Origin of the sequence: Kitasatospora sp. NPDC089797 (genome assembly GCF_040684795.1) — a bacterium.
Classification (GTDB): domain Bacteria; phylum Actinomycetota; class Actinomycetes; order Streptomycetales; family Streptomycetaceae; genus Kitasatospora.
Genome location: NZ_JBFBGS010000084.1, coordinates 1 through 24,828, shown reverse-complemented (window position 1 = coordinate 24,828; position 24,828 = coordinate 1). Strand labels below are relative to the sequence as shown.

The window sequence follows — 24,828 nt, the reverse complement described above, 5'->3', positions numbered from 1 at the left end:
AAAATCACCCGTCACGCCCCTCTCCGCACCCACCCCCTCCACCGCCCCCTCCCGCAGCGCGTCCCTCTCGCCTGGGTGGGTGAGGGGGAGGGGGGTGGGTGGTTGCTGGGGGTGGGTGGGGGTGGGGCTTTGGGCGCGCGGGGCGGGCCCGCGCGCCCGGGGGGTGGGGTGGGGAAATGCGGGTGACGTGGGGGCGGGGTGGGGTGAGGATCGGGGGATGGGTGATGCGGAGGTCTTCCTGGTGACCGGGCGGTTGGTGCTGCGGCGGTTCACGGGGGCGGATGTGGACGCGTTGGTGGAGCTGGACGGGGATCCGGAGGTGATGCGGTACCTGACCGGGGGGACGCCCAGTGCGCGGGAGTGGGTGGCGGGGGTGCTGGTGCCGCAGTACCTGGCGCACTACCGGCGGTACGGGGACCTCGGGTGGTGGGCGGTGGAGGAGCGGGGTGGTGGGGGGTTCCTGGGGTGGTTCGAGTTCCGGCCGACGGAGGAGGGGGTGCGGGCGGAGGTCGAGTTGGGGTACCGGTTGCGGCGGGCGGCGTGGGGGCGCGGGTACGCGACGGAGGGCGCGCGGGCGTTGGTGCGGCGCGGGTTCACCGGGTCGGGGGTGGAGCGGGTGGTGGCGTACACCATGGCGGTGAACGCGGCCTCGCGGCGGGTGATGGAGAAGAGCGGGCTGTCGTACGTCCGGACGTTCCACGAGGACTACCCGGAGGCGATCCCCGGGAGCGAGCACGGGGAGGTGGAGTACGCGGTGACGGCGGAGGAGTGGTGGGCCCGGGGCGGTGCCGGGTAGTTCCCGGGATACTGGGGGCATGAGGCTGACCGAGTTCTGGCGACGGATGTACGCGCACTTCGGCGGGGCGTACGCGGAGTCCTTCGCGTCCGACCACGTGATGAGCGAGCTGGGCGGACGGACGGTGCGCCAGGCGCTGGACGCGGGCTGGGAGGCCAAGGACGTCTGGCGGGTGGTCTGCGAGACCCAGGGGGTCTCCGCGCAGCTTCGCTGAGCGCCGGGTGGGACAGACTGTCGGGGTGACGGTGAGCGAAGAGCGGAAGGGCCCGGGCGAGGCGGTGCGGGCCGAGGGGCGGGAGCGGTCGGGCGGCGGGCTGTGGTGGGGCGGGATGCCGCCCTGGCTGCCCCGGGCGATGGTGCTGTTCCTGGTGCTGGTGGGGCTGTTCCAGCTCGCCGACTGGGCGTTCCGGCAGCTGATCGACCTGTTCGTGATGCTGCTGGTGGCCTTCTTCCTGTCGCTGGCGCTGGAGCCGGCGGTGGACCGGATGGCGGCGCGCGGGGTGCGCCGGGGGGTGGGCACCTTCCTGGTGTTCGTCGCGGTCGGGGTCGCGGTGATCGGGTTCCTGGCCGCGCTCGGCACGCTGCTGGTGGATCAGGTGGCGAAGATCGCCGGGGACCTGCCGCACCTGGTGGACAACCTGATCGGCTGGGTGAACCGGACCTTCCATCAGGACCTCTCGCTGGGCGAGCTGCAGAAGCGGCTGCTGAAGGACTCCGGGACGATCGAGGGCTACGCCCAGCAGGCCGCGGACAACGTGTGGGGCGTGTCCTCCACGTTGATCGGGGGGCTGTTCCAGACCTTCACGGTCGGGTTGTTCACCTTCTACTTCACCGCCGAGGGCCCGCGGGTGCGCCGGACGGTCTGTTCGCTGCTGCCGCCCGCCAAGCAGGCCGAGGTGCTGCGGGCCTGGGAGATCGCGCTCGCCAAGACCGGCGGCTACCTGTACTCCCGGGCGGTGCTGGCGGTGGTGTCGGCGGCCGGGCACTGGGTGATGTTCGCGTTGATCCACCTGCCGTACGCGGCCGCGCTGGCGATCTGGGTCGGCGTCATGTCGCAGTTCGTGCCGACCATCGGGACGTACCTGGCGGGCGCGCTGCCGGTGCTGGTGGCGCTCACCGTGCAGCCGGTGGACGCGCTGTGGGTGCTGGTCTTCACGGTGGTCTACCAGCAGGTCGAGAACTACGTGCTGCACCCGAGGATCACCGCCAGGACGGTGGACGTGCACCCGGCGGTGGCCTTCGGCGCGGTGATCGCGGGCGCGGCGCTGCTGGGCGCGGTGGGCGCGCTGATCGCGATCCCGGCGGCGGCCACGCTGCAGGGCTTCGTCGGGACGTACGTGCGGCGGTACGAGGTGGCCACCGATCCGCGGATCGACCGGGGCGAGCAGCGCCGGGCCCGGCGGGCGCTGCGCCGGGAGGCGGCCCGGCGGCTGCGCCGGATGGTCGGCGGCGACGGGGAGTGACGGTCCCGGGGACGGGACGGACGACGGGGCGGGCCGGTGGGGAGTGACCCACCGCCCGCCCCGCGGCGTGTTCGGGAGCTGCGGGGCTTGAATCGAACAGATGTTCTTTTGTACTCTCCGGCGTGGAGTTTTCCACAGGGCGAGCCGGGTGGGGCTCGTTTGTCAGTGGGACGCGCTAGCGTCGATGACGATGAAGCGCACAGCACAGAACCCGAGGGAAAAAGCCATGGCAGGTACGGACCGCGAGAAGGCCCTGGAGACCGCGCTCGCCCAGATCGAGCGACAGTTCGGCAAGGGCTCGGTGATGCGCCTCGGCGAGAAGGCCAACGAGCCGGTCGAGGTGATCTCCACCGGGTCGACCGCCCTGGACGTCGCCCTCGGGGTCGGCGGCATCCCGCGCGGCCGGGTGGTCGAGATCTACGGCCCCGAGTCCTCCGGAAAGACCACGCTGACCCTGCACCTCGCCGCCAACGCTCAGCGGGCCGGCGGCACGGTCGCCTTCGTCGACGCGGAGCACGCGCTCGACCCGGAGTACGCCAAGAAGCTCGGCGTGGACACCGACGCCCTGCTGGTCAGCCAGCCGGACACCGGTGAGCAGGCCCTGGAGATCACCGACATGCTGATCCGCTCCGGCGCGATCGACCTGGTGATCATCGACTCGGTCGCGGCACTCGTCCCGCGCGCCGAGATCGAGGGCGAGATGGGTGACTCGCACGTCGGTCTCCAGGCCCGGCTGATGAGCCAGGCGCTGCGCAAGATCGCCGGTGCGCTGAACCAGTCGAACACCACCGCCATCTTCATCAACCAGCTGCGCGAGAAGATCGGCGTGATGTTCGGCTCGCCCGAGACCACGACCGGTGGCCGGGCGCTGAAGTTCTACGCCTCGGTCCGTCTGGACATCCGCCGGATCGAGACGCTGAAGGACGGCACCGAGGCGGTCGGCAACCGCACCCGCGTCAAGGTCGTGAAGAACAAGGTCGCCGCGCCGTTCAAGCAGGCCGAGTTCGACATCCTCTACGGCATCGGGATCAGCCGCGAGGGCGGCCTGATCGACATGGGCGTCGAGCACGGCTTCATCCGCAAGTCCGGCGCCTGGTACACCTACGAGGGCGACCAGCTCGGCCAGGGCAAGGAGAACGCCCGCAACTTCCTGCGGGACAACCCGCAGCTCGCCGACGAGATCGAGCGGAAGATCAAGGGCAAGCTCGGCATCGGCCCGAAGACCGAGGAGCCGGCCGAGGGCGAGCCGGAGGCCGCCGCTGACGGCGCGGCCAAGCCGGTCGTCGCGACCGCCGCCAAGACGGCCGCGGCGAAGAAGACGGCGGCGGCCAAGGCCTGAGCCGTTGACGCAGCACGACACGGTGGGCCCCGAGGACGACGACCACGGCCCGCCGGACTGGTTCGCCGCGGTCGCGGAGCCGGAGCCGGAAGGAGAGCCGGCGCCGGAACCGCGGCCGTCGGCGGGCCGCTCACGGTCCCGCACCGGGCGGACCGCGAGCACGCAGCGGGCGTCCGGCCCCGAGCCGGAGTCCGACCGGACCCCGGGCCGGGTGGCGCGCGGCGCGGCGCCCGGCCCGGCCCTCGACGGGGCGGGGCCGGCACCGACCGCGATCGGGGAACTCGGCCTGCTGGCCGCCTCCGAGCTGCCCACCGGCCGCCGTCGGCGCCGCTCGGCGCTGGAGGCCGAGGGGGAGGAAGCGGCCGCCGCAGGTGGTGCGTCGGCCGCACGCGGTGACCGGAGCGGGGCCGGGGCGGCCGGTCACGGGGGTGTGGCCGCCCCGCCCGCCCGCGCACGCCGCAGCGGTCGCCGCAGCGCCCGGGCCGAGGACACCCGGCCGGCTGAGGACGACGAGGGCGCGCCCCGCGCCGCCCGTGGGCGGGCCGAGGAGCAGGACGATCCGGAGAGCCGCGCCCGGGACATCTGCCTGCGCCTGCTCACCGGCGCCGCCAAGAGCCGCAAGCAGCTCGCCGACGCCCTGCGCAAGCGGGAGATCCCGGAGGACGTCGCCGACCAGGTGCTCACCCGGCTGGAAGAGGTCGGACTGATCGACGACGCGGCCTTCGCGGAGGCCTGGGTGGAGTCCCGGCACGCCGTCCGGGGCCTGTCCCGGCGGGCCCTGGCGCAGGAGCTGCGCACCAAGGGCGTGGCCACCGAACTGGTGGAGCGCGCCCTCGTCCAGGTCGACTACGACGACGAGACGGACGCGGCCCGGGCGCTGGTGGAGCGCAAGCTTCGGGCCACCCGGGGGCTGGACCCCCAGGTCCGTACCCGGCGGCTGGTCGGCATGCTGGCCCGGCGCGGCTATTCCGAGGGCCTCGCCTTCCGGGTGGTGCGCGGCGCACTGGAGGCGGAGACCGGCGAACCGTTGGGAAGCGAGTGGGAGTAGTGGCAGTTCGGCACGTTTCTTGGTCCGGACCAGGCCGAGCCTTGACCCTTTCGTGACCCGCACCTAGCCTCGCACTCAGCGTGCGGCCGCTCCCGCGCAGGCACGCCCGCGTGAGGACGGGGAGTGGGCGCATGAGGATCTCGGCGGGCACCGGTACGGCCGGCTCCCTCCTGCTGCCGATCGGCGGGGCGGCCGTCGCCGTCCTGCTGGTGCTCGCGGCGCTGGCGGTGGTGACGGTCCGGCGGGTGCGGGCCGCGCAGCGGGAGGTGGTCGCCGAGGCCGAGCGGTCCCGCCGGTGGGCCGAGGAGCAGACCGGACGGCAGCGGGCCGAACTCGCCCGGCGCGAGGAGAGTCTGGCCGAGGAACTGCGCCGACTGCGTCGACGGGAGGACGAACTGGCCCTGCAGTCCGCCGAGTTGGAGCGCTCCCGGGGTGAGGTCGAGGCGCTGGCGGCCCGCCGGGCGGCGGCGCTGGAGCACGCCGCCGGGCTCTCCGCCGAGCAGGCGTACGCCCAACTGCTGCGCGAGGCCGAGGAGTCGGCCCGGCGGGAGGCGGTCGTCACGGTCCGGGAGATCGAGCGCGGGGCGAAGGAGGAGGGCGAGCAGCGGGCCCGGGAGATCCTCGCCGGGGCGATCCAGCGGCTGGCCTCGGAGCAGACCGCGGAGACCGCCGTGACCGTCTTCCGGCTGCCGGGCGAGGAGATGAAGGGGCGGATCATCGGTCGCGAGGGCCGCAACATCCGCTCCTTCGAGGCGGTCACCGGCGTCAACCTGATCGTGGACGACACGCCCGCCTCGGTGCAGTTGTCGTGCTTCGACCCGGTCCGTCGGGAGGCCGCCCGGCTCACCCTGGAGCAGCTGGTCGAGGACGGCCGGATCCAGCCGAGTCGGATCGAGCACGTCCACGAGCGCAGCCGGGCGGAGGTCGGGCAGCGCTGCGTCCGGGCCGGTGAGGACGCCCTGCTGGACGCCCGGATCGGCCGGATGCACCCCGAACTCGTGCGCACCCTGGGCGCCTTGCGCTACCGCGCCTCGTACGGGCAGAACGTGCTCGGGCACCTGCTGGAGTCCGCGCACCTGGCCGGGATGATGGCCGCCGAGCTGGGGGTGGACCCGGAGCCGGTGCGCCGGGCGGCGCTGCTGCACGACATCGGCAAGGCGCTCACCCACGAGGCCGAGGGCAGCCATGCGGCGGTCGGCGCGGACTTCGCCCGGCGGCACGGGGAGTCCCCCGAGGTGGTGCACGCGATCGCCGCGCACCACGGCGAGGTGGAGCCGCGGACGGTGACGGCCGTGCTGACCCAGGCCGCGGACGCCTGCTCGGGCGGTCGGCCGGGGGCGCGCAAGGAGTCGCTGGAGCTGTACGTGCGGCGGCTGGCGCGGCTGGAGGAGATCGCGCGCTCGCACACCGGAGTGGCCGAGGTGTACGCGATGCAGGCCGGGCGCGAGGTCCGGGTGATGGTGCGGCCGGACACGGTGGACGACCTGGGGGCGGAGCTGATCGCCCGTGAGGTGGCCCGGCAGGTGTCGGCGGAGCTGACCTATCCGGGGCAGATCCGGGTGACGGTGGTCCGGGAGAGCCGGGCCACGGCGGTGGCGGGGTAGGGAGGCCGGGGCCGGCCCTAGCTCGCCGAGTCGACCTGCTGGGCGGTCGGCTCCGGGACGGCCGCCTCGGCGGCCTCCTCCACGGCCTCCTCGACCGCCTCCGGCTCGGGGCCGCCGGCGAGCGGGACCGGGCCGCCGCGGGCCCGGTCGGCGAGCACCAGGAGGTCCTCGGCGGCGGCGCCCTGGGTGACCCCGACCAGGTGTCCGTCCGGACGGATCAGCAGCACGGTGTGCGGCCCGGCACCCGGGTACTCCTCGGTGACCAGCACCTCGGCCGGCACCGGCAGCGCGGCGGCGACCTCGCCGAGCCGGGGCATCAGCCCGGCGCCGAGCCAGTGCTCGGCTGACCAGACGGTGGTGCCGGGGGCGACCAGCAGCAGCAGGAAGGTCGAGCCGAGCCGGGCGTGCAGGTGGTCCGGGGTGCCGTCGTCGGCGAGCACCGGGAGGTCCGGGACGAGCACGCCGGGGGCGGTGGCGGGCAGCAGCTCGCTGAGCGAGGTGGCGCCGCGCGCGCCGCGCTGCACCGGGACCCGGCCGGGGACGCCAGAGGGCGCCGCCGGGTAGGCGGGCGCGCCGCCGAAGCGGCCGGTGCCCAGCGGGCCGTCGGCGAGCAGCGGGGCGTGCTTGCGGAAGCCGCCGACCAGCAGCGAGCGGCGGGTCTGCTGCCAGCCGCGCAGCGGGCGCAGCAGCGGCATGGACTGGTCGACGGCGCGCAGCCGGGCGCCGACCGCGCCGCGCCGCTCGGCCTCGTAGCCGTCCAGCAGTGAGCCGCCGGGCTGCGGGCCGCCGGAGTGCAGGTGCCAGGCGAGGGCGAGCCGCCAGGCGAGGTTGTCGGCGTCGCGCAGTCCGTCGGCGAGGTTCTGCATGCCGAGGGCGCCGTGCAGGTGGGCGGCGTCGCCGGCCAGGAAGCAGCGGCCGCTGCGGAAGCGGGCGGCGAGGCGCTGCTGGGCGGTGTGGTCGGCGGCGGCGAGCAGCTCGTAGCGGGGGAGTTCGCCGCACCAGCCGGTGAGGGTGGCGGTGACCCGGGTGAGCAGGGTGTCGCCGGTGACGATGCCGGGCCAGGTGGCGTGCGGGTCGACCTGTTCGGTGGGGGCGGGCCGGCCGGGGGGCAGCCGCCAGTCGAGCCGCCAGACGCCGTCCGGCAGCGGGCGGGCGGAGGCCTCGCGGTCGCCGCGCCAGGGCGGTTCGCGGTGCAGCCGGGCGCCGTCGAAGGGCAGGTCGACCCGGACGGTGGCGATGGCGTTGCGGTCGACCGCCGGGCGGCCGGGGAAGCGGATCTTCAGCAGTTTGCGGACGGCGGACCGGGCGCCGTCGCAGCCGACCAGGTGGCTGCCGCGCCACCAGGTGGCCGAGCCGTCCTGGGTGCCGTGGGTGCGGACGCTGACCCCGTCGCGGTCCTGTTCGAGCTCGACCACCCGGTTCAGCGGGACCAGCCGGACCAGCGGGGTGCCGGTCAGGGCGTCCCGCAGGCCGCGCTGGAGGCGGTGCTGGGGGAGGTGGAAGGCGGGCGCGTCGGTGAGGTCGAGCCGGAGCACCTCCTGGCGGCGGCGCCAGACCGCGAAGGAGTCCCACAGCGCCGAGTCGGAGACGGCCCGGGAGTAGCCGATCCGGGTCAGGAAGGCGGCGGTGTCGGCGCCCAGGACGACGCTGCGGGGGCCCTCGGGGCAGAGCCCGGAGCCCTCGTCCAGGACGACGGTCGGCACCTCGTGCCGGGCGAGCGCGAGGGCCAGGGCCAGACCGACCGGTCCGGCCCCGACCACGATCACCGGATCCATGCGGGGACCTCCGGGCACGAACCGGCCCATGGGCCGGCGTCAGTTACCGCTGCCGCATATGCCGCGTGGATGCTCCCGGGAGGTGTCACGAAGAGCAATGCAACAGTTCGCCTGGGTGTCCGTCAAGCAGCAGCTGAAGTGCGCCGGTTCGCGCCGCGACGGCCGCGTGCTTCGATCCACCGCGCGAGCGCGGTCAACAGGAGGCACAGGGCGATGTAGATCGGCGTGATCACCAGCACCACGGGGATGTAGGGGAAGCCCGCGGCGTTCAACGGCTGGCTGGCGATCTTCTTGCCCATGAAGAGCAACTCGTTGTAGGTGATGACGAAGCCCAGCGAGGTGTCCTTGAGGGTGACCACCAGCTGGCCGATCATCGACGGCAGCATCGAGCGGACGGCCTGCGGCACCAGGATGCCGGACATCACCTGGGTCTTGCGCATCCCGAGGGCGTACGCCGCCTCGCCCTGGCCGCGCGGGACGGCGTTGACGCCGCTGCGGATGATCTCGGCCTGGACCGCCCCGTTGTAGAGGCTCAGGCCGAGCACCAGCGCCCACATCGGGTCCTTGGCGAAGAACGCGTAGTAGAGCGCGACGATCAGGATCAGCAGCGGCATCGCCCGGAAGAACTGGACGACCGAGGTGCAGACCCAGCGGACCGGCCGGTGGTCGGACAGCTGCCCGGCGGCCAGCAGCGTGCCCAGGGCGAGCGAGAAGACCGCCGCCAGGCCGAAGGCCTTCAGGGTGGCCAGCAGGCCGTCCACGATCATCTGCTGGACGTAGGTGTACTGGAACGCGTCCCACAGGGCCGGGTCGAACTGGCCGTTGTCGGAGAGCGCGGCGACCACGTACCAGAGCAGTCCGGCGATGCCGACCAGCGAGAGGGCGCCGAGGACGCGGTAGCGGGCGCGGGTGCGGGGGCCGGGGGCGTCGTAGAGGACGCTCGCCGTCGCCGGGCGGTTGAGGAGCTTCATCGGGCCACCGCCAGTCGGGATTCCAGGAAGCGGAAGAAGGTGGCGATCGTCGCGCTGATCAGCAGGTAGGCGCAGGCCACCCAGAAGAAGATCGAGAAGATCGAGTAGCCGCGCTCGGAGAAGGTCTGCTGGGCGCTGTACAGCTCGCCGACGCTGAACGCGCCGGCGATCGCCGAGTTCCTCGGCAGGGCGATGAACACGCTGCTCATCGGGGCCAGGACGGTCCGGCCGGCCTGCGGCAGGACGACCAGGGTGAGGGTCTGGAAGAAGTTCATGCCGAGGCTGCGGGCCGCCTCCGCCTGCCCGAGCGGCACGGTGTTGATGCCGGAGCGGAACACCTCGCAGACGAACGAGGCGGTGTAGCCGCCGAGCGCCAGGACCGCGAAGGTGAGGTGGCTGAAGTGCACGCCGAGCGGTGGCAGGCCGAAGGTGACGGCGAAGAACAGCAGGGTCAGCGGGGTGTTGCGGAACAGCGTCACCCAGGTGGTGCCGAAGGCGCGCAGGACCGGCACCGGGGAGACCCGGAAGGCCGCCAGCAGGGTGCCCAGCAGCAGGGCGAGCAGGGCGCTGAGCGCGCTCAGCTCGATCGTCTGCAGGAAGCCGTCGCGGAACAACGCGAAGTTGTCCTGCTCGAACAGGAACCCCATCCGGCGGCCCTCCTCTCACAGATGGTCAGAACGGGTGGTCGGGTACGGCGGCCGGATCAGTAGCGGTCGAGGGTCGGGATCGCCGGGGCGGCCGAGCCGGACGCGCCGAGGGTCGCGTCGTAGGCCTTCTTCCAGTCGCCGTTGTCCTCGTGGGCCTTCAGGGCGTCGCTGATCGCGTCCCGCAGGACCTTGTCGTCCTTGTTGAGGCCGACGCCGTAGTTCTCCTTGGTGAACGGCTTGCCGACCACCTTGAGCTTGGGCTTGTACTTGGAGGCGTAGCCCTTGAGGATCGCGTCGTCGGTGGTGACCGCGTCGACCTCGCCGGACAGCAGCTTCTCGACGCAGGCCGAGTAGGTGTCGAACTGGGTGATCTTCGGGTTGTACTGCTTGATGTTCTGGATCGAGGTGGAACCGGTCGCGGTGCAGATGTTCTTGCCGCTGATGCTCTCCGGGCCGGTGATCGAGGTGTTGTCGCTCTTCACCAGGAAGTCCTGGCCGGCGATGTAGTACGGGCCGGCGAAGGAGACCGTCTTCTTGCGCTCGTCGTTGATGCTGTAGGTGCCGACGTAGAAGTCGATCTGGCCCTTGGCGATGGCCGGTTCGCGCTGCGAGGAGACCAGGGTCTGCCACTTGATCTGCTGCGGGGTGAACCCGAGGTCGGCGGCGACCATCTTGGCGATCTCGATGTCGAAGCCGCTGCGGTCGCCGCTGGCGACGTCCTCCCAGCCGAGGTTCGGCTGGTCGGCCTTGGCGCCGATGATCAGCTGGCCGCGCTTCTTGGCCTCGGCGATGACCGGGGAGTCGATCTTGGCGTCGGTCTTGACCGTGTAGGTCGGCAGCGCCGGGGCGTTGCCGGTGCTCGCCGCGTTGGAGGCGGGCGTGCCGTCCTTGCCGCAGGCGGCGGTGGCGGTCAGCGCGACGGCACAGAGCGCCACGGCGAGGGTGCGGGAAGTCCTCATGAGGGTTGTTCTCCTGGGGGTGGGCCGCGGCGTCGACCGGGCTCTGGCGTCGGGAAGTCGGGCAGGGGCGGGACCGGCCGGCATGGTGGCCGGCGGCGGCCCGGCGGGATCTCGAAGCGTCAGTGGTGGAGGATCTTCGAGAGGAAGTCCTTGGCGCGCTCGGAGCGCGGCGCGGTGAAGAAGGCGTCCGGGGTGTTCTGCTCGACGATCTTCCCGTCGGCCATGAACAGCACCCGGTTGGCGGCGGAGCGGGCGAAGCCCATCTCGTGGGTGACCACGACCATCGTCATGCCGTCGGCGGCCAGTTGGCGCATGACCTCCAGCACCTCGTTGACCATCTCCGGGTCGAGCGCCGAGGTCGGCTCGTCGAAGAGCATCACCTTCGGCTTCATCGCCAGCGCCCGGGCGATCGCCACCCGCTGCTGCTGGCCGCCGGAGAGCTGGGCCGGGTACTTGTCCGCCTGGGCGCCGACGCCGACCCGGTCCAGCAGTTCGCGGGCGGTCCGCTCGGCCTGCGAACGGACCACCTTGCGGACCTTGACCTGGGCCAGCACCACGTTCTCCAGCACGGTCTTGTGCGCGAACAGGTTGAAGCCCTGGAACACCATGCCGACCTCGGCGCGCAGCTTGGCGAGCTCCTTGCCCTCGGCGGGCAGCGGCCGGCCGGACAGGGTGATCGTGCCGGAGTCGACGGACTCCAGCCGGTTGATCGTGCGGCAGAGCGTGGACTTGCCGGACCCGGACGGGCCGATCAGCACGACCACTTCGCCCTGCGCGATCTCCAGGTCGATGTCCTGGAGCACGTGCAGCGCCCCGAAGTGCTTGTTGACCTTGCTCAGCACGACCAGTGGGGCGGCTGCGGGGGTGGAGTCCTTGACCGGGCTCTCGGTCATCGCGCCTTGCTCCCTCTGTGTCGACCTGTCGGTTCCTGCCTGCCCCGGAAGCCTCAACTCCCTTGGGCGGCAATGGTGGTGCGAATCCGGGGGTCGCGGCCGGCGGAGCCGCGGCCCCCGGTGGGGTGACCATAGGAGCGCTGACGGCGCCCCGTCAGCCGATCTGAGCGGAACTTGAGGATCACGAAACGGCCACGCGTTTCGTACGTACTGTTCGCAAGGCCGTCGACGGGGCATGTCACAGCCGGAATCCGCGCCGGTGCCGGCCGTCCCCCACGGGCCCGGTGCGCGGTCGAACCTGGCGCCGGGCCGCGCGCTGGCCCATACTGCGCAGGACCGGGCCCCGAACGAACAGTCCGGTGATCACGTGGGGGAAGGAGGAGAACAGGATGCGACTACTGCTCGTCGAGGACGACGAACGCGTGGCCGCGGCACTGGTCGCGGTGCTCGGCCGGCACGGCTTCCAGGTGCGGCACGCCCGCAGCGGGCACGAGGCGCTGGACGCGCTGGTGCCGGACGGCAACGAGCCGTACCGCGTCGTGCTGCTCGACCTCGGGCTGCCCGACCGCGACGGCTTCGAGGTGTGCAGCCGGATCCGGGCCGGCAGCGGCGTGCCGGTGATCATGGTGACCGCCCGGGCCGACATCCGCTCCCGGATCCACGGCCTCAACCTCGGCGCCGACGACTACGTCACCAAGCCCTACGACATGGGCGAACTGCTCGCCCGCATCCACGCGGTGGCCCGCCGCGGCGCCCAGCCCCCCTCGGTGGCGGTGCCCGCGCCGGACGCCGTGCCGCAGCAGCGCGGCCCGCTGGAGTCCCGCGGCATCCGGATCGACCGGGAACGCCGCCGGGTCAGCGTGGACGGCCGGGACGTGCCGCTCACCCGCAAGGAGTTCGACCTGCTGGCGCTGCTCGCCCAGAGCCCCGGCGTGGTCTACCGGCGCGAGCAGATCTTCAGCGAGGTCTGGCGCAGCGGCTGGGAGGGCAACGGCCGCACCCTGGAGGTGCACATCGGCTCGCTGCGCAACAAGCTCGCGCTGCCGGGGCTGGTCGAGGCCGTGCGCGGCGTCGGCTACCGCCTGATCCCCGACTCCCCGTCCGCCCCCGCGGAGCACTGACCGCACGTGCGCACCCGCCTGCTCGGCATCCTGATCGCCCTCATGCTCTGCGTCCTGGCCGCCCTGGGGCTGCCGCTCGCGGCGGCGTTCGCGGCGGCCGAGCAGAGCCGGGTGGTGGTCGACCGGCTCGACGACGCCGCCCGCTTCGCCCAGGACCTGCCCACCTCGGGTGCCGTCCCGCTGGAGTCCGCCCGCAAGGCCGACCCGGAGGCCGCCCCGGGCGACGTCAGCCGGCGCAACGCGATCGGCACCGAGGTCCGGCGCTACTACGGCCTGTACGGCGTGCGGCTGGGCATCTTCCAGCGCGACGGCACGCCGATCGCGGTCGCGCCCGGCGACTGGCGGGTGCCCGCCGTCGGCTGGGGCGCCCAGGCCTTCCAGGAGGCGCTGGACGGGCGGCGCAGCCACAACCCGCCGCAGGTCTGGCCGTGGACCGACGACCGGACGGTCATCGTCGCCGCCCCGGTGGTGCGCGACGGCGACGTGGTCGCGGTGGTGCTCAGCGAGTCCCCGACCGGGGCGCTGCGGGCCCGGATGCTGCACAAGTGGCTGGTGCTGGCCGGCGGCGAGGCGGCCGCGATGGCCGTCGCCGTGCTGCTGGCCGTCCGGCTCACCGAGTGGGTGCTGCGCCCGGTGCGCACCCTCGACCGGGCCACCCACGACATCGCCACCGGGCAGCTGACCGCGCGGGTCGCCCCCGGCGGCGGGCCGCCCGAACTCCAGCGGCTGGCACGCTCGTTCAACGAGATGGCGGACCACGTGGTGCACGCCCTGGAGCAGCAGAAGGCCTTCGTCGCGGACGCCTCGCACCAGTTGCGCAACCCCCTCTCGGCCCTGCTGCTGCGGGTCGAGGTGCTCGGCCTGGAGCTGCCCGAGGGCCACGAGGAGGAGCTCAGCGGAGTCCGGGAGGAGGGCACCCGGCTGGCCCGGGTGCTGGACGACCTGCTCGGCCTGGCCACCGCCGAGCACGCCCGCCCCGAACCCGAGCAGACCGACCTCGCCCGGCTGACCCTGGCCCGGGTGGACGGCTGGCGGCCGGTGGCCGAGCGGCGCGGGATCGAGCTGGGCTGGGACGGCCCGGCGATGGCGATCGGGATGGCGGACCCGATCGGCTTCGGCTCCGCGCTGGACGCCGTCCTGGACAACGCGCTCAAGTTCGGTCCGGTGGGCAGCCGGGTGCTGCTGCGGGTCTCGGTGTTCCGTGACGAGGTCGCGGTGACCGTCATCGACGCCGGGCCGGGGCTGACCGAGGACGAGCTGTCCCGGGCCGGCGACCGGTTCTGGCGCAGTGCGCGGCACCAGAACGTGGACGGTTCGGGGCTGGGCCTGTCGATCGCCCGGACCCTGCTGGCGGCCGGCGGCGGCTCGCTGGACTTCGCGCCGGTCCGGCCGACCGGGCTCGCGGTGACCCTGGCGGTGCCCCGGCCGGGGCGGCCGTGAGGGGCGGGGCGGGTGACGCGGTCGGGGCGGTCGTGAGGGGCGGGGCGGGTGACGCGGTCGGGGCGGTCGTGAGGGGCGGGGCGGGCGCGGAACCGCGCTACGGCTTCACCGAGCGGTAGTAGCGCGCCGCGCCCTCGTGCAGCGGGAGCGGGTCGGTGTAGACCGCGGTGCGCAGGTCGACCAGCTGGGCGGCGTGCACCTGGGCGCCGATCTGGTCCCGGCTGTCGATCACCGCCCGGGTCATGCCCTCGACCAACCCCGGGTCCACGTCGTCCCGGGTGACCAGCAGGTTGGGCACGGCCATGGTGGCGACGGCGTCCTGGGGCTCGGCGTTCGGGTAGGTGCCCTTCGGCATGGTGGCCGCCCGGTAGGCGTCCATGCCGTCGCCCTCCGTCCGGTGCAGGGACTCGGCGAGGTCGGCCAGCGGGACGATCCGGATCCGCATGTGGTCGGAGAGGTCGGTGAGGGCACTGGTCGGCAGGCCGCCGGACCAGAAGAAGGCGTTGATCCGGCCCGCGCGCAGCTCGTCCGACCCGTCGCTGACGCCCCCCGGGACGGGGATGATGTCGTGGTCCGGGTCCAGGCCGGCCGCGGTGAGCAGCCGCCTGGCCACCAGGTTCACCCCGGACTCCGGCAGGCCGACGCCGACCCGCAGGCCCTTGAGGTCGGCGGTGCGCCGGACCGGGGAGTCCGCCGGGACGACCAGCTGCAGGTAATCGTCGTACAGCCGGGCGATCGCACGCAGCTTCCCCTTGCCGGCGCCCTGGTAGGCGGCGACCGAGTCGGCGGTGGCGATGGCGAAGGTGTCCCGGCCGTCGATCACCCGCCGGAGGTTGTCCACCGAGCCCTGGGAGCTGTCCAGGGCCAGCCGCACCCCCGGCATGGTCCGTGAGACGTGGGTCTGCAGCAGCTGCCCGTACCGGTCGTAGACCCCGAGCGGGACGCCGGTGGCGAACCGGGTCTCGCCGCGCGGGTACCCGGGCGAGCCGGCCGCCGACAGCCACCAGCCGCCGAGCCCGGCGACCAGCAGCGCCAGGGCCAGCACCGTCCGCCACAGCGGGCTGCGGGCCGCGCGGCGGACGGCGGCGCCGAGGCGGGACGGAGCGGTGGGGGTCATGCAGGGATACTGCCAGGCGCTCCGGTGGAACGGGAGGGGAACGGTGCGTGGAAGCTCCGGGAAAAGCGGTTCGCGGCTGCCCGTACCCTGGTCTGGTGAGCGGTGAGAGCGGATTGAAGAGCTACAAGGTCGTCACGCACGGCTGTCAGATGAACGTCCACGACTCCGAGCGGCTGTCCGGCCTGCTGGAGGACGCGGGCTACGTCAAGGCCGGGCCGGAGGGCGACCCGGACCTGGTGGTGTTCAACACCTGCGCGGTGCGCGAGAACGCCGACAACAAGCTGTACGGCAACCTCGGGCAGCTCGCCCCGGTCAAGGGCCGCCACCAGGGCATGCAGATCGCCGTCGGCGGCTGCCTGGCGCAGAAGGACCGCGAGTCCATCGTCAAGCGCGCCCCCTGGGTCGACGTGGTGTTCGGCACCCACAACATCGGGCACCTGCCGGCGCTGCTGGAGCGGGCCGCGGTCGAGCGCAAGGCCCAGGTCGAGATCCTCGAGTCGCTGGAGACCTTCCCCTCCACGCTGCCCACCCGCCGCGAGTCCGCGTACGCGGCCTGGGTCGCCATCTCGGTCGGCTGCAACAACACCTGCACCTTCTGCATCGTCCCGGCGCTGCGCGGCAAGGAGGAGGACCGCCGCCCCGGCGACGTCCTCGCCGAGATCGAGGCGCTGGTGGACGAGGGCGTCATCGAGGTGACCCTGCTCGGCCAGAACGTCAACGCCTACGGCTCCGACCTGGGCGACCGCGAGGCGTTCTCCAAGCTGCTGCGCGCCGCCGGGCAGATCGAGGGCCTGGAGCGGATCCGCTTCACCTCGCCGCACCCGCGCGACTTCACCGACGACGTGATCGCCGCGATGGCCGAGACCCCGAGCGTGATGCACCAGCTGCACATGCCGCTGCAGTCCGGTTCGGACCGGGTGCTCAAGGCGATGCGCCGCTCCTACCGGCAGGACCGCTTCCTCGGGATCATCCGCAAGGTCCGCGAGGCGATGCCGGACGCGGCCATCTCCACCGACATCATCGTCGGCTTCCCCGGCGAGACCGAGGAGGACTTCGAGGAGACGATGCACGTCGTCCGCGAGGCCCGCTTCACCAACGCCTTCACCTTCCAGTACTCCAAGCGCCCCGGCACCCCCGCCGCGGAGATGGACGAGCAGGTGCCGAAGGAGGTCGTCCAGGCCCGCTACGACCGGCTGATCGCGCTCCAGGAGGAGATCTCCTGGGACGAGAACAAGAAGCAGGTCGGCCGCACCCTGGAGATCCTGGTCGCCGAGGGGGAGGGCAAGAAGGACGACCGCACCCAGCGCCTGTCCGGCCGCGCCCCGGACAACCGCCTGGTCCACTTCACCAAGCCCGAGGAGCCGGTGCGCCCCGGGGACGTGGTGACCGTCGAGATCACCTACGCCGCCCCGCACCACCTGCTGGCCGAGGGCCCCAGCCTCGCGGTGCGCCGCACCCGGGCCGGCGACGCCTGGGAGAAGCGCCAGGCCAAGCCCGCCGCCGCCCCGGCCGGTGTGATGCTCGGACTGCCGGGGATCGGCGCCCCGGCCCAGCTGCCGTTGGCCGCCCCCGCGGGCGGCGCCTGCTGCGGCGACTGACCCGCGTGCCGTGACGGCGGCCCGGTGGGAGCTTGCGAGCTCCCACCGGGCCGTTCCGCTTCCCGGCCGGTGCGACGGGGCGAAGACGGCCCGACGCCGCACTAGAGTGATCGGCATGCTGGTAGCCGCCGCCGTGTGCCCCTGTCCGCCGCTGCTCGTCCCCGAGGTCGCCACCGGGGCCGCGCCCGAGCTGGACGGGCTGCGCGCCGCGTGCGACGAGGCGCTGGCGGTGCTGGTCGCGGCGGACCCGCAGCTGGTCGTGGTGGTCGGCACCGGGCCGGACGCCGAGGTGTGGACCGAGGGCGGGGCCGGCTCCTTCCACCGGTACGGGGTGCCGCTGGTCGCCAAGCTGCCCGGCGGGCGGGTCGAGGGGCCGGAGCTGGCGCCATCGCTGACCGTCGGCGCCTGGCTGCTGGAGCGCGCCGGGGTGACCCTGCCGACGCACGCCTGCGCGGTGCCCGCGGACGCCCCCGCGGACCGGATGCTCGGGCTGGGCCAGGGCCTGGCCGGGCTCGCCGACCGGGTCGCCCTGCTGGTCCTCGGCGACGGCAGCGCCTGCCGGTCGCTGAAGGCGCCCGGCTACCTGGACGAGCGGGCCGAGGGCTTCGACGCCGCCCTGGCCGCCGCCCTGGGGTCGGCCGACCTGCCCGCCCTGGCCGCGCTGGACCCGGCGCTGGCCGCCGAGCTCAAGGCCGAGGGCCGGGCGCCCTGGCAGGTGCTGGCCGGCGCCGCCGAGGGCGCCGGCCTCACCGCCCGGCTGGGGTACCAGGACGCGCCGTACGGGGTCGGGTACTTCGTGGCGTCCTGGAACTGAGGTTCAGGACTGCGGGGGCTGGGGCGGCCGGCCCTCCTCGTCCTCCGGCTTCGGCTTGTGGGCGAAGTCGCCCACCGCGTCCTTGGCCTTGCCGGCGCCGTGCTCGATCTTGTCGCTGTACTTGCCCTTGGTCGCCTTGTCGATCGCGCCGCCGGCCTTGTCCACGATCTGCTCGATCTGGTCACTGTGCTTGCCGGCGAGCTCGCTGGCCTTTCCCTTGAGCTCCTCGGCCTTGCCCTTGAGGTTGTCCATCAGGCCCATGGTGATCTCCTTCGTTCCCTGTCTCCTGCACAACGCACGTGACGGGTAAAGCGTTCGCAAAACCGGGGTCGGATGCGGAAACGGCCGGAGGCAGTCCGGGAAACAGTCATATCCTCGCGCAGTCCGGGCCGGGAGGCAGCCCGGGCCGGGGCCGCGGGGCCGGGCGGCCCGGTGGCGGCCGCGGTTTGGGAGACTGGAGCGGTGAGCAGCTCCCGTGTGATCAGCATCGTCGGCGCGACGGCCGCCGGAAAGTCCGACCTGGCCGTCGCCATCGCCCGCAGCCTCGGCGGCGAGGTGATCAACACCGACTCGATGCAGCTGTACCGGGGCATGGACATCGGCACCGCGAAGCTGACCACCGCCGAGCGCGGGGGAGTGCCGCACCACCTGCTGGACGTCTGGGACGTCACCGAGGCCGCCAGCGTCGCCGAGTACCAGCGGCTGGCCCGGGCCGAGATCGACCGGCTGCTCGCGGCCGGCCGCCCGCCCGTGCTGGTCGGCGGCTCCGGGCTGTACGTCCGGGCCGCGATCGACGAGATGGAGTTCCCCGGCACCGACCCGGCCGTGCGGGCCCGGCTGGAGGCCGAACTGGAGCAGGCCGGCCCGTACGCGCTGCACCGGCGGCTGGCCGAACTCGACCCGCCGGCCGCGGAGGCGATCCTGACCTCCAACGGCCGGCGGATCGTCCGGGCCCTGGAGGTCATCGAGATCACCGGGCAGCCGTTCACCGCCAACCTGCCCGGCAACACGGCGGTGTACGAGGCGGTGCAGATCGGCGTCGCGGTGCCGCGCCCCGAGCTGGACGAGCGGATCGCCCTGCGGGTCGACCGGATGTGGGAGGCCGGGCTGCTGGACGAGGTGCGGGAGCTGGAGCGGGCCGGACTGCGGGACGGCCGGACCGCCTCCCGGGCGCTCGGCTACCAGCAGGTGCTCGCCCACTTCGCCGGGGAGTGCACCGAGGACGAGGCGCGGGCCGAGACCGTCCGGGCCACCAAGCGCTTCGCGCGCCGTCAGGAGTCCTGGTTCCGTCGCGACGACCGCATCCACTGGCTCTCCCGGCCGGCCGGCACCGACCCGGTCGACCTGCTGGAACGCTCCCTCGAACTGATCGACCGTCAGGGAGTTCCGGCCGCATAGGTGCTGTTCCGGCCAATTCGGCGGTGCACCTGCGCGCGCAGGTGACCGTGCAGGGCACACCGGGGGTCACGGCCCGATCACGTGATGGCCACGGATCACCCGAGGACCCCGGTCAGGCCCCGAACGTCCCCTCTGGACATGCCATCATCGATGCCATAAGGGTCGACCCGCGCGGGTCGACCGGGCCAGGCCGCGAGTCCGCTCGTGTCGAACTGTCAGGGGAGGCCGTGTGTCGACGGGTACCGGCCCCGAACCCGGCCAGAGCGGGAGCGTCACCGCACCGGCCGCGGAGTTCGACGAGTCGACGAGGGGGGACCTCCCCGTGCTGACCGGCCTGGAGGCACCGACCTCGTACGCGGCCGCGGTGCCCGCGCTGGACACCCGCACCCCGCCGGGCGCCCCGGTGCACGAGCGGGAGATCCGGCCGCTGCGCCGGCTCCGCTGGTGGCAGACCCTGCCGATCGCCCTGCTCGGCACCCTCGGCTCGCTGATGTTCGCCTTCCCGCTCGCCTTCGGCTCGGCCGGGGCGCGGGCCACCATGGTCGGGATGCTCGGGCTGCTGTTCACCGCGGCCTCGGTCGGCTGGGGCGCGATGGCCGCCCGGCACGCCGGCTACAAGTGGCCGGGGCTGCCGCGCCGGGGCTCCGGGCAGCGGGCCGGCTGGAAGGCCATCGTGGTCTACACCCTGATCGCGGTGGCGGCCTGCGCGCTCGCGGTCTGGCGGGTCGCCTACCTCCGCTGAGCGGACCGCCTCGGCTGGGGGCGCTGCCCGGGCGCTCAGTACCATCGGTGGGGTGAGCGCATCCTCTCCTCAGCAGCGGGCCGGCCTCCCCTTCTTCAAGGGGCACGGCACCCAGAACGACTTCGTGATCGTGCCGGACCCGGACGGCGTGCTGGAGATCGGCCCGGAGGCCGTCGCCGCGCTGTGCGACCGGCGGGCGGGCATCGGCGGCGACGGGCTGCTGCGCGTGGTGCGCGCGGCCGCCGACCCGGCCGCCGCGGACCTGGCCGACCGGGCCGAATGGTTCATGGACTACCGCAACTCCGACGGCAGCATCGCCGAGATGTGCGGCAACGGCCTGCGGGTCTTCGCCCGCTTCCTGGTCGAGGCCGGCCTGGCGAAGTCCGGTGAGCTGGCCATCGCCACCCGCTCCGGGGTGCTCACCGCGACGGTCGGCGAGGACGCCGCGGACGGCACGCCCGGCGAGGTCACCGTCGGCATGGGCCGGGCCCGGCTGCCCGGACCGGACGGCATCGAGGTCGCGGTCGGCGAGCGGCGCTGGCCCGCCCTGAACGTCAACATGGGCAACCCCCACGCGGTGGCCTTCGTCGAGAGCCTGGACCACGCCGGGGACCTCCTCGGCGCCCCGCTCACCAGCCCGGAGGGCGCCTACCCGGAGGGCGTCAACGTCGAGTTCGTGGTGGACCGCGGGCCCCGGCACGTCGCCATGCGGGTGCACGAGCGCGGCTCGGGCGAGACCCGCTCCTGCGGCACCGGCGCCTGCGCCGTCGCGGTGGCGGCGATCCGCCGGGACGGCGTGGACCCGGCGGTCACCGGCGCGGCGGTCTCCTACACCGTGGACGTGCTGGGCGGCCGACTGGTCATCACCGAGCACCCGGACGGCCGGGTGGAGATGACCGGGCCGGCCGTGATCGTGGCCGAGGGGCGGCTGGACGCCCGCTGGTGGGAGTCGCTCGGCCGGTAGTGGCGGCCCGGTTTGCCCAATTCGTACGGTGACGAATCCCCCCGATCGGGTGATACCGGTCGCGGACGGGAATCACGGCGTCGCGGAACGTGCTCTGCTCGGTAGCATGGACCACCGGGTCGATCACCCCACGGGGAGGGGCAGCGCCCGGCGACCGTTGCCGGAGGTGCCGATGACCATCGAAGCCGGGCAGTCCTTCACGGGGCAGCCGACGACCGCACGGCAGGCCGGGGCCAGGCGGCCCCTGGGCGAGCTGGGCCGGGCCGCACTGGGCCGGGCCGGGCGGGCCGCCCTGCTGGCCACCGGCCGGCCGCCGGTGCCGGACGCGCTGGAGCCGCTGGTCCGGGTGCACCGGCGGCACCATCCGCAGGCCGACCTCGCCCTGCTGGCCCGGGCGTACCGGCTGGCCGAGGCCAGCCACCGCGGCCAGAAGCGCAAGAGCGGCGAGCCGTACATCACCCACCCGCTGGCCGTCACCATGATCCTGGCCCAACTCGGCGCCGGGACCACCACCTTGGTCGCCTCGCTGCTCCACGACACCGTCGAGGACACCGAGTTGACGCTGGACCAGGTGGGCGCCGGGTTCGGGCCCGAAGTCGCCTACCTGGTCGACGGGGTGACCAAACTGGAGAAGGTCGACTTCGGCGCCGCCGCCGAGGCCGAGACCTTCCGCAAGATGCTGGTCGCCACCGGGGACGACGTCCGGGTGATGGTGATCAAACTCGCCGACCGGCTGCACAACATGCGCACCATCCGGCACATGAAGCCGGCCAGCCAGGTGCGGATCGCCAAGGTCACCCGGGACGTGCTGATCCCGCTGGCCGAGCGGCTCGGCATCCAGGTGCTCAAGGCGGAGCTGGAGGACATCGTCTTCGCCACCCTGCACCCCGAGGAGCACGCCCGCACCCGCGGCCTGATGGCCGGTCACGAGGCCCGGCCGGACACCCTGCTGGAGCCCTTCGCCCGGAAGCTGGCCCGCCAGCTGGCCGAGACCGGGGTCGCCGCCGAGGTGACGGTCCGGCCCCGGCACTGCGTCTCGCTGCACCGGGTGCTGCTCAAGCGGGCCGCCGCGCCCGGGCGGGACGGCCTGCCGCAGGAACCGCAGCCGGCCGACTTCGGGCGGCTGCTGGTGGTGGTCGAGGAGAACGCCGACTGCTACGCGGTGCTCGGTGAGCTGCACACCTGCTGGACGCCGCTGCCCGGGGAGTTCAAGGACTTCGTCGCCGCCCCCAAGTTCAACCTCTACCAGTCGCTGCACACCGCGGTGGCGCTGGACGGCGGCGCGGTGGTCGAGGTGCTGGTCCGGACCCGGCGGATGCACGGGGTGGCCGAGACCGGGGTGGTCGCGCTCGGCGACCCGTCCCCGGCCGGCCCGGCCCAGGACGCCGACGAGCTGGACCGCACCGACCCGGCCCGGCCCGGCTGGCTCAGCCGGCTGCTGGAGTGGCAGCAGGAGACGCCGGACCCGGACGCCTTCTGGTCCGCGCTCACCGCCGACCTGGCCGGCGACCGCGAGATCACCGTCGTGACGGAGAGCGGTGAAACGCTTCAGCTGAGGGCCGGGGCCAGCTGTGTGGACGCCGCCTACCTGCTCGGCGAGGAGACCGGCCACCGATGTATCGGCGCCCGGGTCAACGGCCGGCTCACCGCGCTGTCCACCGTGCTCCGGGACGGCGACGTGCTCGCGGTGCTCACCGAGAGCCTCCCGGCCGGCGGCGCGGCGCAGCCCTCCGGCCCGTCCCCGGAGTGGCTGGCGCACGCCCGCACCCCCGCCGCCCGGCTGGCCATCGAACGCTGGCTGGCCGACCACCCGGCCCGGCTGCCGGTGGTGCGCACCGGCCCGGCCGGCGGCCAGCCGGCCCCGCCCGCGCACCGGGCGGGCGAGCGCCGGGCGGCCCCGGTCGCGGTGGCCGGCCGGCCCGGGGCGACGGTGCGGCTGGCCCGCTGCTGCACGCCCGTCCCCCCGGACGCGGTGGCCGGCTACCCGATCCGCGGCGGCACGGTCGCCGTGCACCGCACCGGCTGCCCGGCCGGGCAGCGGCTGCGCGCCGACGGGCGCGCGGAGCTGGAGGTCCGCTGGCAGGCGGAGGACGCCCCGGCCGCCGGGCACCGGGTCACCCTGCGGGCCGAGGCGCTGAACCGCCCCGGGCTGCTCGCCGACCTCACCGCCGCGATCTCCGCCGGGGGCGTCGGCATCGTCTCCGCCGAGGTCGAGCCGCCGCAGGAACTGCGGGTCCGGCACACCTACACCGTCGAGCTGCCCGAGCCGGGCGCGCTGCCCGCGCTGATGCGGGCGATGCTGCGGGTCTCCGGGGTCTACGACGTGAGCCGCCCGCACGCCCCCGAGGGCATCCGGACCCGCCACTCCGGGGGAAATGGGGGTGACCGGCCCGCGCCGGGCGTGCGACCATCGTGGGGAATTCACGGCCGGTCCACGGCGTTCTCAGGGCTGAGGAGTCCTGGTGGGATCCAGGGGGCCTCGCCGAAGCCATCCAGCGACCAAAGGACAGAATGACCTCCACGTTCGAAGCCCGCGACCACGCCGACGCCCCGCGCCGCCTCGACGGTCTGCGGGCGGAAGCCCTCATGGACGAGGACCTCGCGGCCATCGACGAGGACCTCGGCCACAGCTACGACGGCGACCAGTACGACCGCAGCGAGCGCGCCGCCCTGCGCCGGGTCGCCGGCCTCTCCACCGAACTCGAAGACGTCACCGAGGTCGAGTACCGCCAGCTCCGCCTGGAGCGCGTGGTGCTCGTCGGCGTCTGGACCGACGGCACCCTGGAGGAGGCGGAGAACTCGATGGCCGAGCTCGCCGCGCTCGCCGAGACGGCCGGCTCCGAGGTCCTGGACGGCGTCATCCAGCGCCGTGACAAGCCCGACGCGGCCACCTACATCGGCTCCGGCAAGGCCCAGGAGCTGCGCGACATCGTCTCCTCCACCGGCGCCGACACCGTGGTCTGCGACGGTGAGCTCACCCCCGGCCAGCTGATCCACCTGGAGGACGTGGTCAAGGTCAAGGTCGTCGACCGGACGGCCCTGATCCTGGACATCTTCGCCCAGCACGCCAAGTCCCGGGAGGGCAAGGCGCAGGTCTCGCTCGCGCAGATGCAGTACATGCTGCCGCGCCTGCGCGGCTGGGGTCAGTCGCTGTCCCGGCAGATGGGTGGCGGTGGCTCCGGCTCCTCGGGCGGCGGCATGGCCACCCGTGGTCCCGGTGAGACCAAGATCGAGACCGACCGGCGCCGGATCCGCGAGAAGATGGCGAAGCTCCGCAAGGAGATCGCCGACATGAAGAAGGGCCGCGACACCAAGCGCCAGGAGCGCAAGCGCCACCAGGTGCCGTCCGTGGCCATCGCCGGGTACACCAACGCCGGCAAGTCCTCCCTGCTCAACCGGCTCACCGGGGCGGGCGTGCTGGTGGAGAACGCGCTGTTCGCCACCCTGGACCCGACCGTGCGCCGGGCCCAGACCCCGAGCGGGCGGCTCTACACCCTGGCGGACACCGTCGGCTTCGTCCGGCACCTGCCGCACCACCTGGTCGAGGCCTTCCGCTCGACCATGGAGGAGGTCGCCGACGCGGACCTCATCCTGCACGTGGTGGACGGCTCGCACCCCGAGCCGGAGACGCAGCTGGCCGCCGTCCGCGAGGTCATCGTCTCGGTCGACGCGCAGAACGTGCCGGAGATCGTGGTGATCAACAAGGCGGACGCCGCCGATCCGCACGTGCTGCAGCGCCTGCTGCGCCGCGAGCCGCACGCCATCGTGGTGTCGGCCCGCACCGGTGCCGGCATCGAGGAGCTGCTGCAGCTCATCGACGACGAGCTGCCGCGCCCGGCCGTCGAGGTGCGGGCCCTGGTGCCCTACACCCAGGGCGCCCTGGTCTCCCGGGTGCACAAGGAGGGCGAGCTGCTCGCCACCGAGCACACCGCCGAGGGCACCCTGCTGCACGCCAAGGTGCCGGCCGAACTGGCCGCCGAGCTGGAGCACTTCGCGGTCGCCCTGCGGGGCTGACCACCGCGTGGAGCGGCCCCCGGACGATCCGTCCGGCGGGCGCGGCACCCTGCCCGGGACGCCGCCCAACAACCAAAGGTTTTGTTGGTCTAGGGAACAGCTGTACAACCATGACCAACAGACAG

At 73.7% G+C, this 24,828-nt stretch carries 22 protein-coding genes; 15 read left to right on the top strand and 7 right to left on the bottom strand.

Annotated features, from left to right (window positions below):
* Positions 1–217 precede the first annotated feature (217 nt).
* The 6 genes from AB0O91_RS39595 (at position 218) to rny (ending at position 6,250) form a co-directional block, all read left to right on the top strand.
* Positions 218–796: a GNAT family N-acetyltransferase gene (locus tag AB0O91_RS39595; RefSeq protein ID WP_363443860.1), complete on the top strand. Its 579-nt coding sequence runs from the start codon at positions 218–220 to the stop codon at positions 794–796.
* A 19-nt stretch (positions 797–815) separates the two neighbouring features.
* Positions 816–1,010, top strand: coding sequence for a DUF3046 domain-containing protein (locus AB0O91_RS39590; protein WP_363443857.1), 195 nt, complete (start codon positions 816–818; stop codon positions 1,008–1,010).
* Positions 1,011–1,125: 115 nt separating this feature from the next.
* The gene (locus AB0O91_RS39585; RefSeq protein WP_363443863.1) at positions 1,126–2,259 is read left to right on the top strand and encodes an AI-2E family transporter; all 1,134 of its coding nucleotides are present in this window, start codon (positions 1,126–1,128) and stop codon (positions 2,257–2,259) included.
* A gap of 226 nt (positions 2,260–2,485) precedes the next feature.
* The gene (gene recA, locus AB0O91_RS39580) at positions 2,486–3,598 is read left to right on the top strand and encodes a recombinase RecA (RefSeq protein ID WP_363443854.1); all 1,113 of its coding nucleotides are present in this window, start codon (positions 2,486–2,488) and stop codon (positions 3,596–3,598) included.
* Positions 3,599–3,602: 4 nt separating this feature from the next.
* Positions 3,603–4,646, top strand: a complete 1,044-nt coding sequence (locus AB0O91_RS39575) for a regulatory protein RecX (protein ID WP_363443851.1) — start codon at positions 3,603–3,605, stop codon at positions 4,644–4,646.
* Positions 4,647–4,777: 131 nt separating this feature from the next.
* Positions 4,778–6,250, top strand: a complete 1,473-nt coding sequence (gene rny, locus AB0O91_RS39570; protein ID WP_363443848.1) for a ribonuclease Y — start codon at positions 4,778–4,780, stop codon at positions 6,248–6,250.
* A gap of 17 nt (positions 6,251–6,267) precedes the next feature.
* On the opposite strand, the gene AB0O91_RS39565 is transcribed toward rny, so the two are convergent.
* The 5 genes from AB0O91_RS39565 to AB0O91_RS39545 all read right to left on the bottom strand — a co-directional run bounded on the left by AB0O91_RS39565 (position 6,268) and on the right by AB0O91_RS39545 (position 11,495).
* On the bottom strand, positions 6,268–8,025 hold the full coding sequence (locus AB0O91_RS39565) for an FAD-dependent monooxygenase (protein ID WP_363443845.1): 1,758 nt from the start codon (positions 8,023–8,025) through the stop codon (positions 6,268–6,270).
* 122 nt (positions 8,026–8,147) lie between these two features.
* On the bottom strand, positions 8,148–8,996 hold the full coding sequence (locus AB0O91_RS39560; protein ID WP_363443842.1) for an amino acid ABC transporter permease: 849 nt from the start codon (positions 8,994–8,996) through the stop codon (positions 8,148–8,150).
* A complete protein-coding gene (locus tag AB0O91_RS39555; protein WP_363443839.1) occupies positions 8,993–9,643 on the bottom strand; it encodes an amino acid ABC transporter permease in 651 nt (216 codons plus the stop codon). Before AB0O91_RS39555 ends, AB0O91_RS39560 begins: the two co-directional genes overlap by 4 nt.
* Before the next feature lie 56 nt (positions 9,644–9,699).
* The gene (locus AB0O91_RS39550; protein WP_363443836.1) at positions 9,700–10,602 is read right to left on the bottom strand and encodes a glutamate ABC transporter substrate-binding protein; all 903 of its coding nucleotides are present in this window, start codon (positions 10,600–10,602) and stop codon (positions 9,700–9,702) included.
* A 119-nt stretch (positions 10,603–10,721) separates the two neighbouring features.
* Positions 10,722–11,495, bottom strand: coding sequence for an amino acid ABC transporter ATP-binding protein (locus AB0O91_RS39545; protein ID WP_363443833.1), 774 nt, complete (start codon positions 11,493–11,495; stop codon positions 10,722–10,724).
* Between the two features lie 389 nt (positions 11,496–11,884).
* Here AB0O91_RS39545 and AB0O91_RS39540 point away from each other — a divergent pair, with 389 nt between their 5' ends.
* Positions 11,885–12,616 carry a response regulator transcription factor gene (locus tag AB0O91_RS39540; protein ID WP_363443832.1) on the top strand — a complete coding sequence of 244 codons (732 nt, stop codon included), beginning with the start codon at positions 11,885–11,887 and terminating at the stop codon, positions 12,614–12,616.
* A 6-nt stretch (positions 12,617–12,622) separates the two neighbouring features.
* Positions 12,623–14,056, top strand: coding sequence for a HAMP domain-containing sensor histidine kinase (locus AB0O91_RS39535; RefSeq protein ID WP_363443830.1), 1,434 nt, complete (start codon positions 12,623–12,625; stop codon positions 14,054–14,056).
* 97 nt (positions 14,057–14,153) lie between these two features.
* Here the strand turns inward: AB0O91_RS39535 and AB0O91_RS39530 are convergent, their stop codons facing one another.
* Positions 14,154–15,173, bottom strand: coding sequence for a TAXI family TRAP transporter solute-binding subunit (locus AB0O91_RS39530; RefSeq protein ID WP_363443828.1), 1,020 nt, complete (start codon positions 15,171–15,173; stop codon positions 14,154–14,156).
* A gap of 95 nt (positions 15,174–15,268) precedes the next feature.
* On the opposite strand from AB0O91_RS39530, the gene miaB reads away from it, so the two are divergent.
* Both miaB and AB0O91_RS39520 read left to right on the top strand, forming a co-directional pair.
* A complete protein-coding gene (miaB, locus tag AB0O91_RS39525; protein ID WP_363443825.1) occupies positions 15,269–16,771 on the top strand; it encodes a tRNA (N6-isopentenyl adenosine(37)-C2)-methylthiotransferase MiaB in 1,503 nt (500 codons plus the stop codon).
* A gap of 115 nt (positions 16,772–16,886) precedes the next feature.
* On the top strand, positions 16,887–17,585 hold the full coding sequence (locus tag AB0O91_RS39520) for a class III extradiol dioxygenase subunit B-like domain-containing protein (protein ID WP_363443822.1): 699 nt from the start codon (positions 16,887–16,889) through the stop codon (positions 17,583–17,585).
* Positions 17,586–17,588: 3 nt separating this feature from the next.
* Here the strand turns inward: AB0O91_RS39520 and AB0O91_RS39515 are convergent, their stop codons facing one another.
* Positions 17,589–17,846 carry an antitoxin gene (locus AB0O91_RS39515; protein ID WP_363443819.1) on the bottom strand — a complete coding sequence of 86 codons (258 nt, stop codon included), beginning with the start codon at positions 17,844–17,846 and terminating at the stop codon, positions 17,589–17,591.
* A gap of 201 nt (positions 17,847–18,047) precedes the next feature.
* On the opposite strand from AB0O91_RS39515, the gene miaA reads away from it, so the two are divergent.
* The 5 genes from miaA (at position 18,048) to hflX (ending at position 24,703) form a co-directional block, all read left to right on the top strand.
* Positions 18,048–18,983, top strand: a complete 936-nt coding sequence (gene miaA / locus AB0O91_RS39510; protein ID WP_363443816.1) for a tRNA (adenosine(37)-N6)-dimethylallyltransferase MiaA — start codon at positions 18,048–18,050, stop codon at positions 18,981–18,983.
* A gap of 229 nt (positions 18,984–19,212) precedes the next feature.
* Positions 19,213–19,725: a hypothetical protein gene (locus AB0O91_RS39505; protein ID WP_363443813.1), complete on the top strand. Its 513-nt coding sequence runs from the start codon at positions 19,213–19,215 to the stop codon at positions 19,723–19,725.
* 52 nt (positions 19,726–19,777) lie between these two features.
* Positions 19,778–20,689, top strand: a complete 912-nt coding sequence (dapF, locus tag AB0O91_RS39500) for a diaminopimelate epimerase (protein WP_363443810.1) — start codon at positions 19,778–19,780, stop codon at positions 20,687–20,689.
* Between the two features lie 172 nt (positions 20,690–20,861).
* Positions 20,862–23,204, top strand: coding sequence for an HD domain-containing protein (locus tag AB0O91_RS39495; RefSeq protein ID WP_363443807.1), 2,343 nt, complete (start codon positions 20,862–20,864; stop codon positions 23,202–23,204).
* On the top strand, positions 23,201–24,703 hold the full coding sequence (gene hflX / locus AB0O91_RS39490; RefSeq protein WP_363443804.1) for a GTPase HflX: 1,503 nt from the start codon (positions 23,201–23,203) through the stop codon (positions 24,701–24,703). The genes AB0O91_RS39495 and hflX overlap by 4 nt, the downstream gene beginning before the upstream one ends.
* Positions 24,704–24,828: the final 125 nt, after the last annotated feature.

Bases quoted from the DNA above. Each gene is read 5' to 3' on its own strand.
- AB0O91_RS39595 (WP_363443860.1), top strand. From the start codon at position 218: ATGGGTGATGCGGAGGTCTTCCTGGTGACCGGGCGGTTGGTGCTGCGG.
- AB0O91_RS39590 (WP_363443857.1), top strand. From the start codon at position 816: ATGAGGCTGACCGAGTTCTGGCGACGGATGTACGCGCACTTCGGCGGG.
- AB0O91_RS39585 (WP_363443863.1), top strand. From the start codon at position 1,126: ATGCCGCCCTGGCTGCCCCGGGCGATGGTGCTGTTCCTGGTGCTGGTG.
- recA (WP_363443854.1), top strand. From the start codon at position 2,486: ATGGCAGGTACGGACCGCGAGAAGGCCCTGGAGACCGCGCTCGCCCAG.
- rny (WP_363443848.1), top strand. From the start codon at position 4,778: ATGAGGATCTCGGCGGGCACCGGTACGGCCGGCTCCCTCCTGCTGCCG.
- AB0O91_RS39565 (WP_363443845.1), bottom strand. From the start codon at position 8,025: ATGGATCCGGTGATCGTGGTCGGGGCCGGACCGGTCGGTCTGGCCCTG.
- AB0O91_RS39560 (WP_363443842.1), bottom strand. From the start codon at position 8,996: ATGAAGCTCCTCAACCGCCCGGCGACGGCGAGCGTCCTCTACGACGCC.
- AB0O91_RS39555 (WP_363443839.1), bottom strand. From the start codon at position 9,643: ATGGGGTTCCTGTTCGAGCAGGACAACTTCGCGTTGTTCCGCGACGGC.
- AB0O91_RS39550 (WP_363443836.1), bottom strand. From the start codon at position 10,602: ATGAGGACTTCCCGCACCCTCGCCGTGGCGCTCTGTGCCGTCGCGCTG.
- AB0O91_RS39545 (WP_363443833.1), bottom strand. From the start codon at position 11,495: ATGACCGAGAGCCCGGTCAAGGACTCCACCCCCGCAGCCGCCCCACTG.
- AB0O91_RS39540 (WP_363443832.1), top strand. From the start codon at position 11,885: ATGCGACTACTGCTCGTCGAGGACGACGAACGCGTGGCCGCGGCACTG.
- AB0O91_RS39530 (WP_363443828.1), bottom strand. From the start codon at position 15,173: ATGACCCCCACCGCTCCGTCCCGCCTCGGCGCCGCCGTCCGCCGCGCG.
- AB0O91_RS39520 (WP_363443822.1), top strand. From the start codon at position 16,887: ATGCTGGTAGCCGCCGCCGTGTGCCCCTGTCCGCCGCTGCTCGTCCCC.
- AB0O91_RS39515 (WP_363443819.1), bottom strand. From the start codon at position 17,846: ATGGGCCTGATGGACAACCTCAAGGGCAAGGCCGAGGAGCTCAAGGGA.
- AB0O91_RS39495 (WP_363443807.1), top strand. From the start codon at position 20,862: ATGACCATCGAAGCCGGGCAGTCCTTCACGGGGCAGCCGACGACCGCA.
- hflX (WP_363443804.1), top strand. From the start codon at position 23,201: ATGACCTCCACGTTCGAAGCCCGCGACCACGCCGACGCCCCGCGCCGC.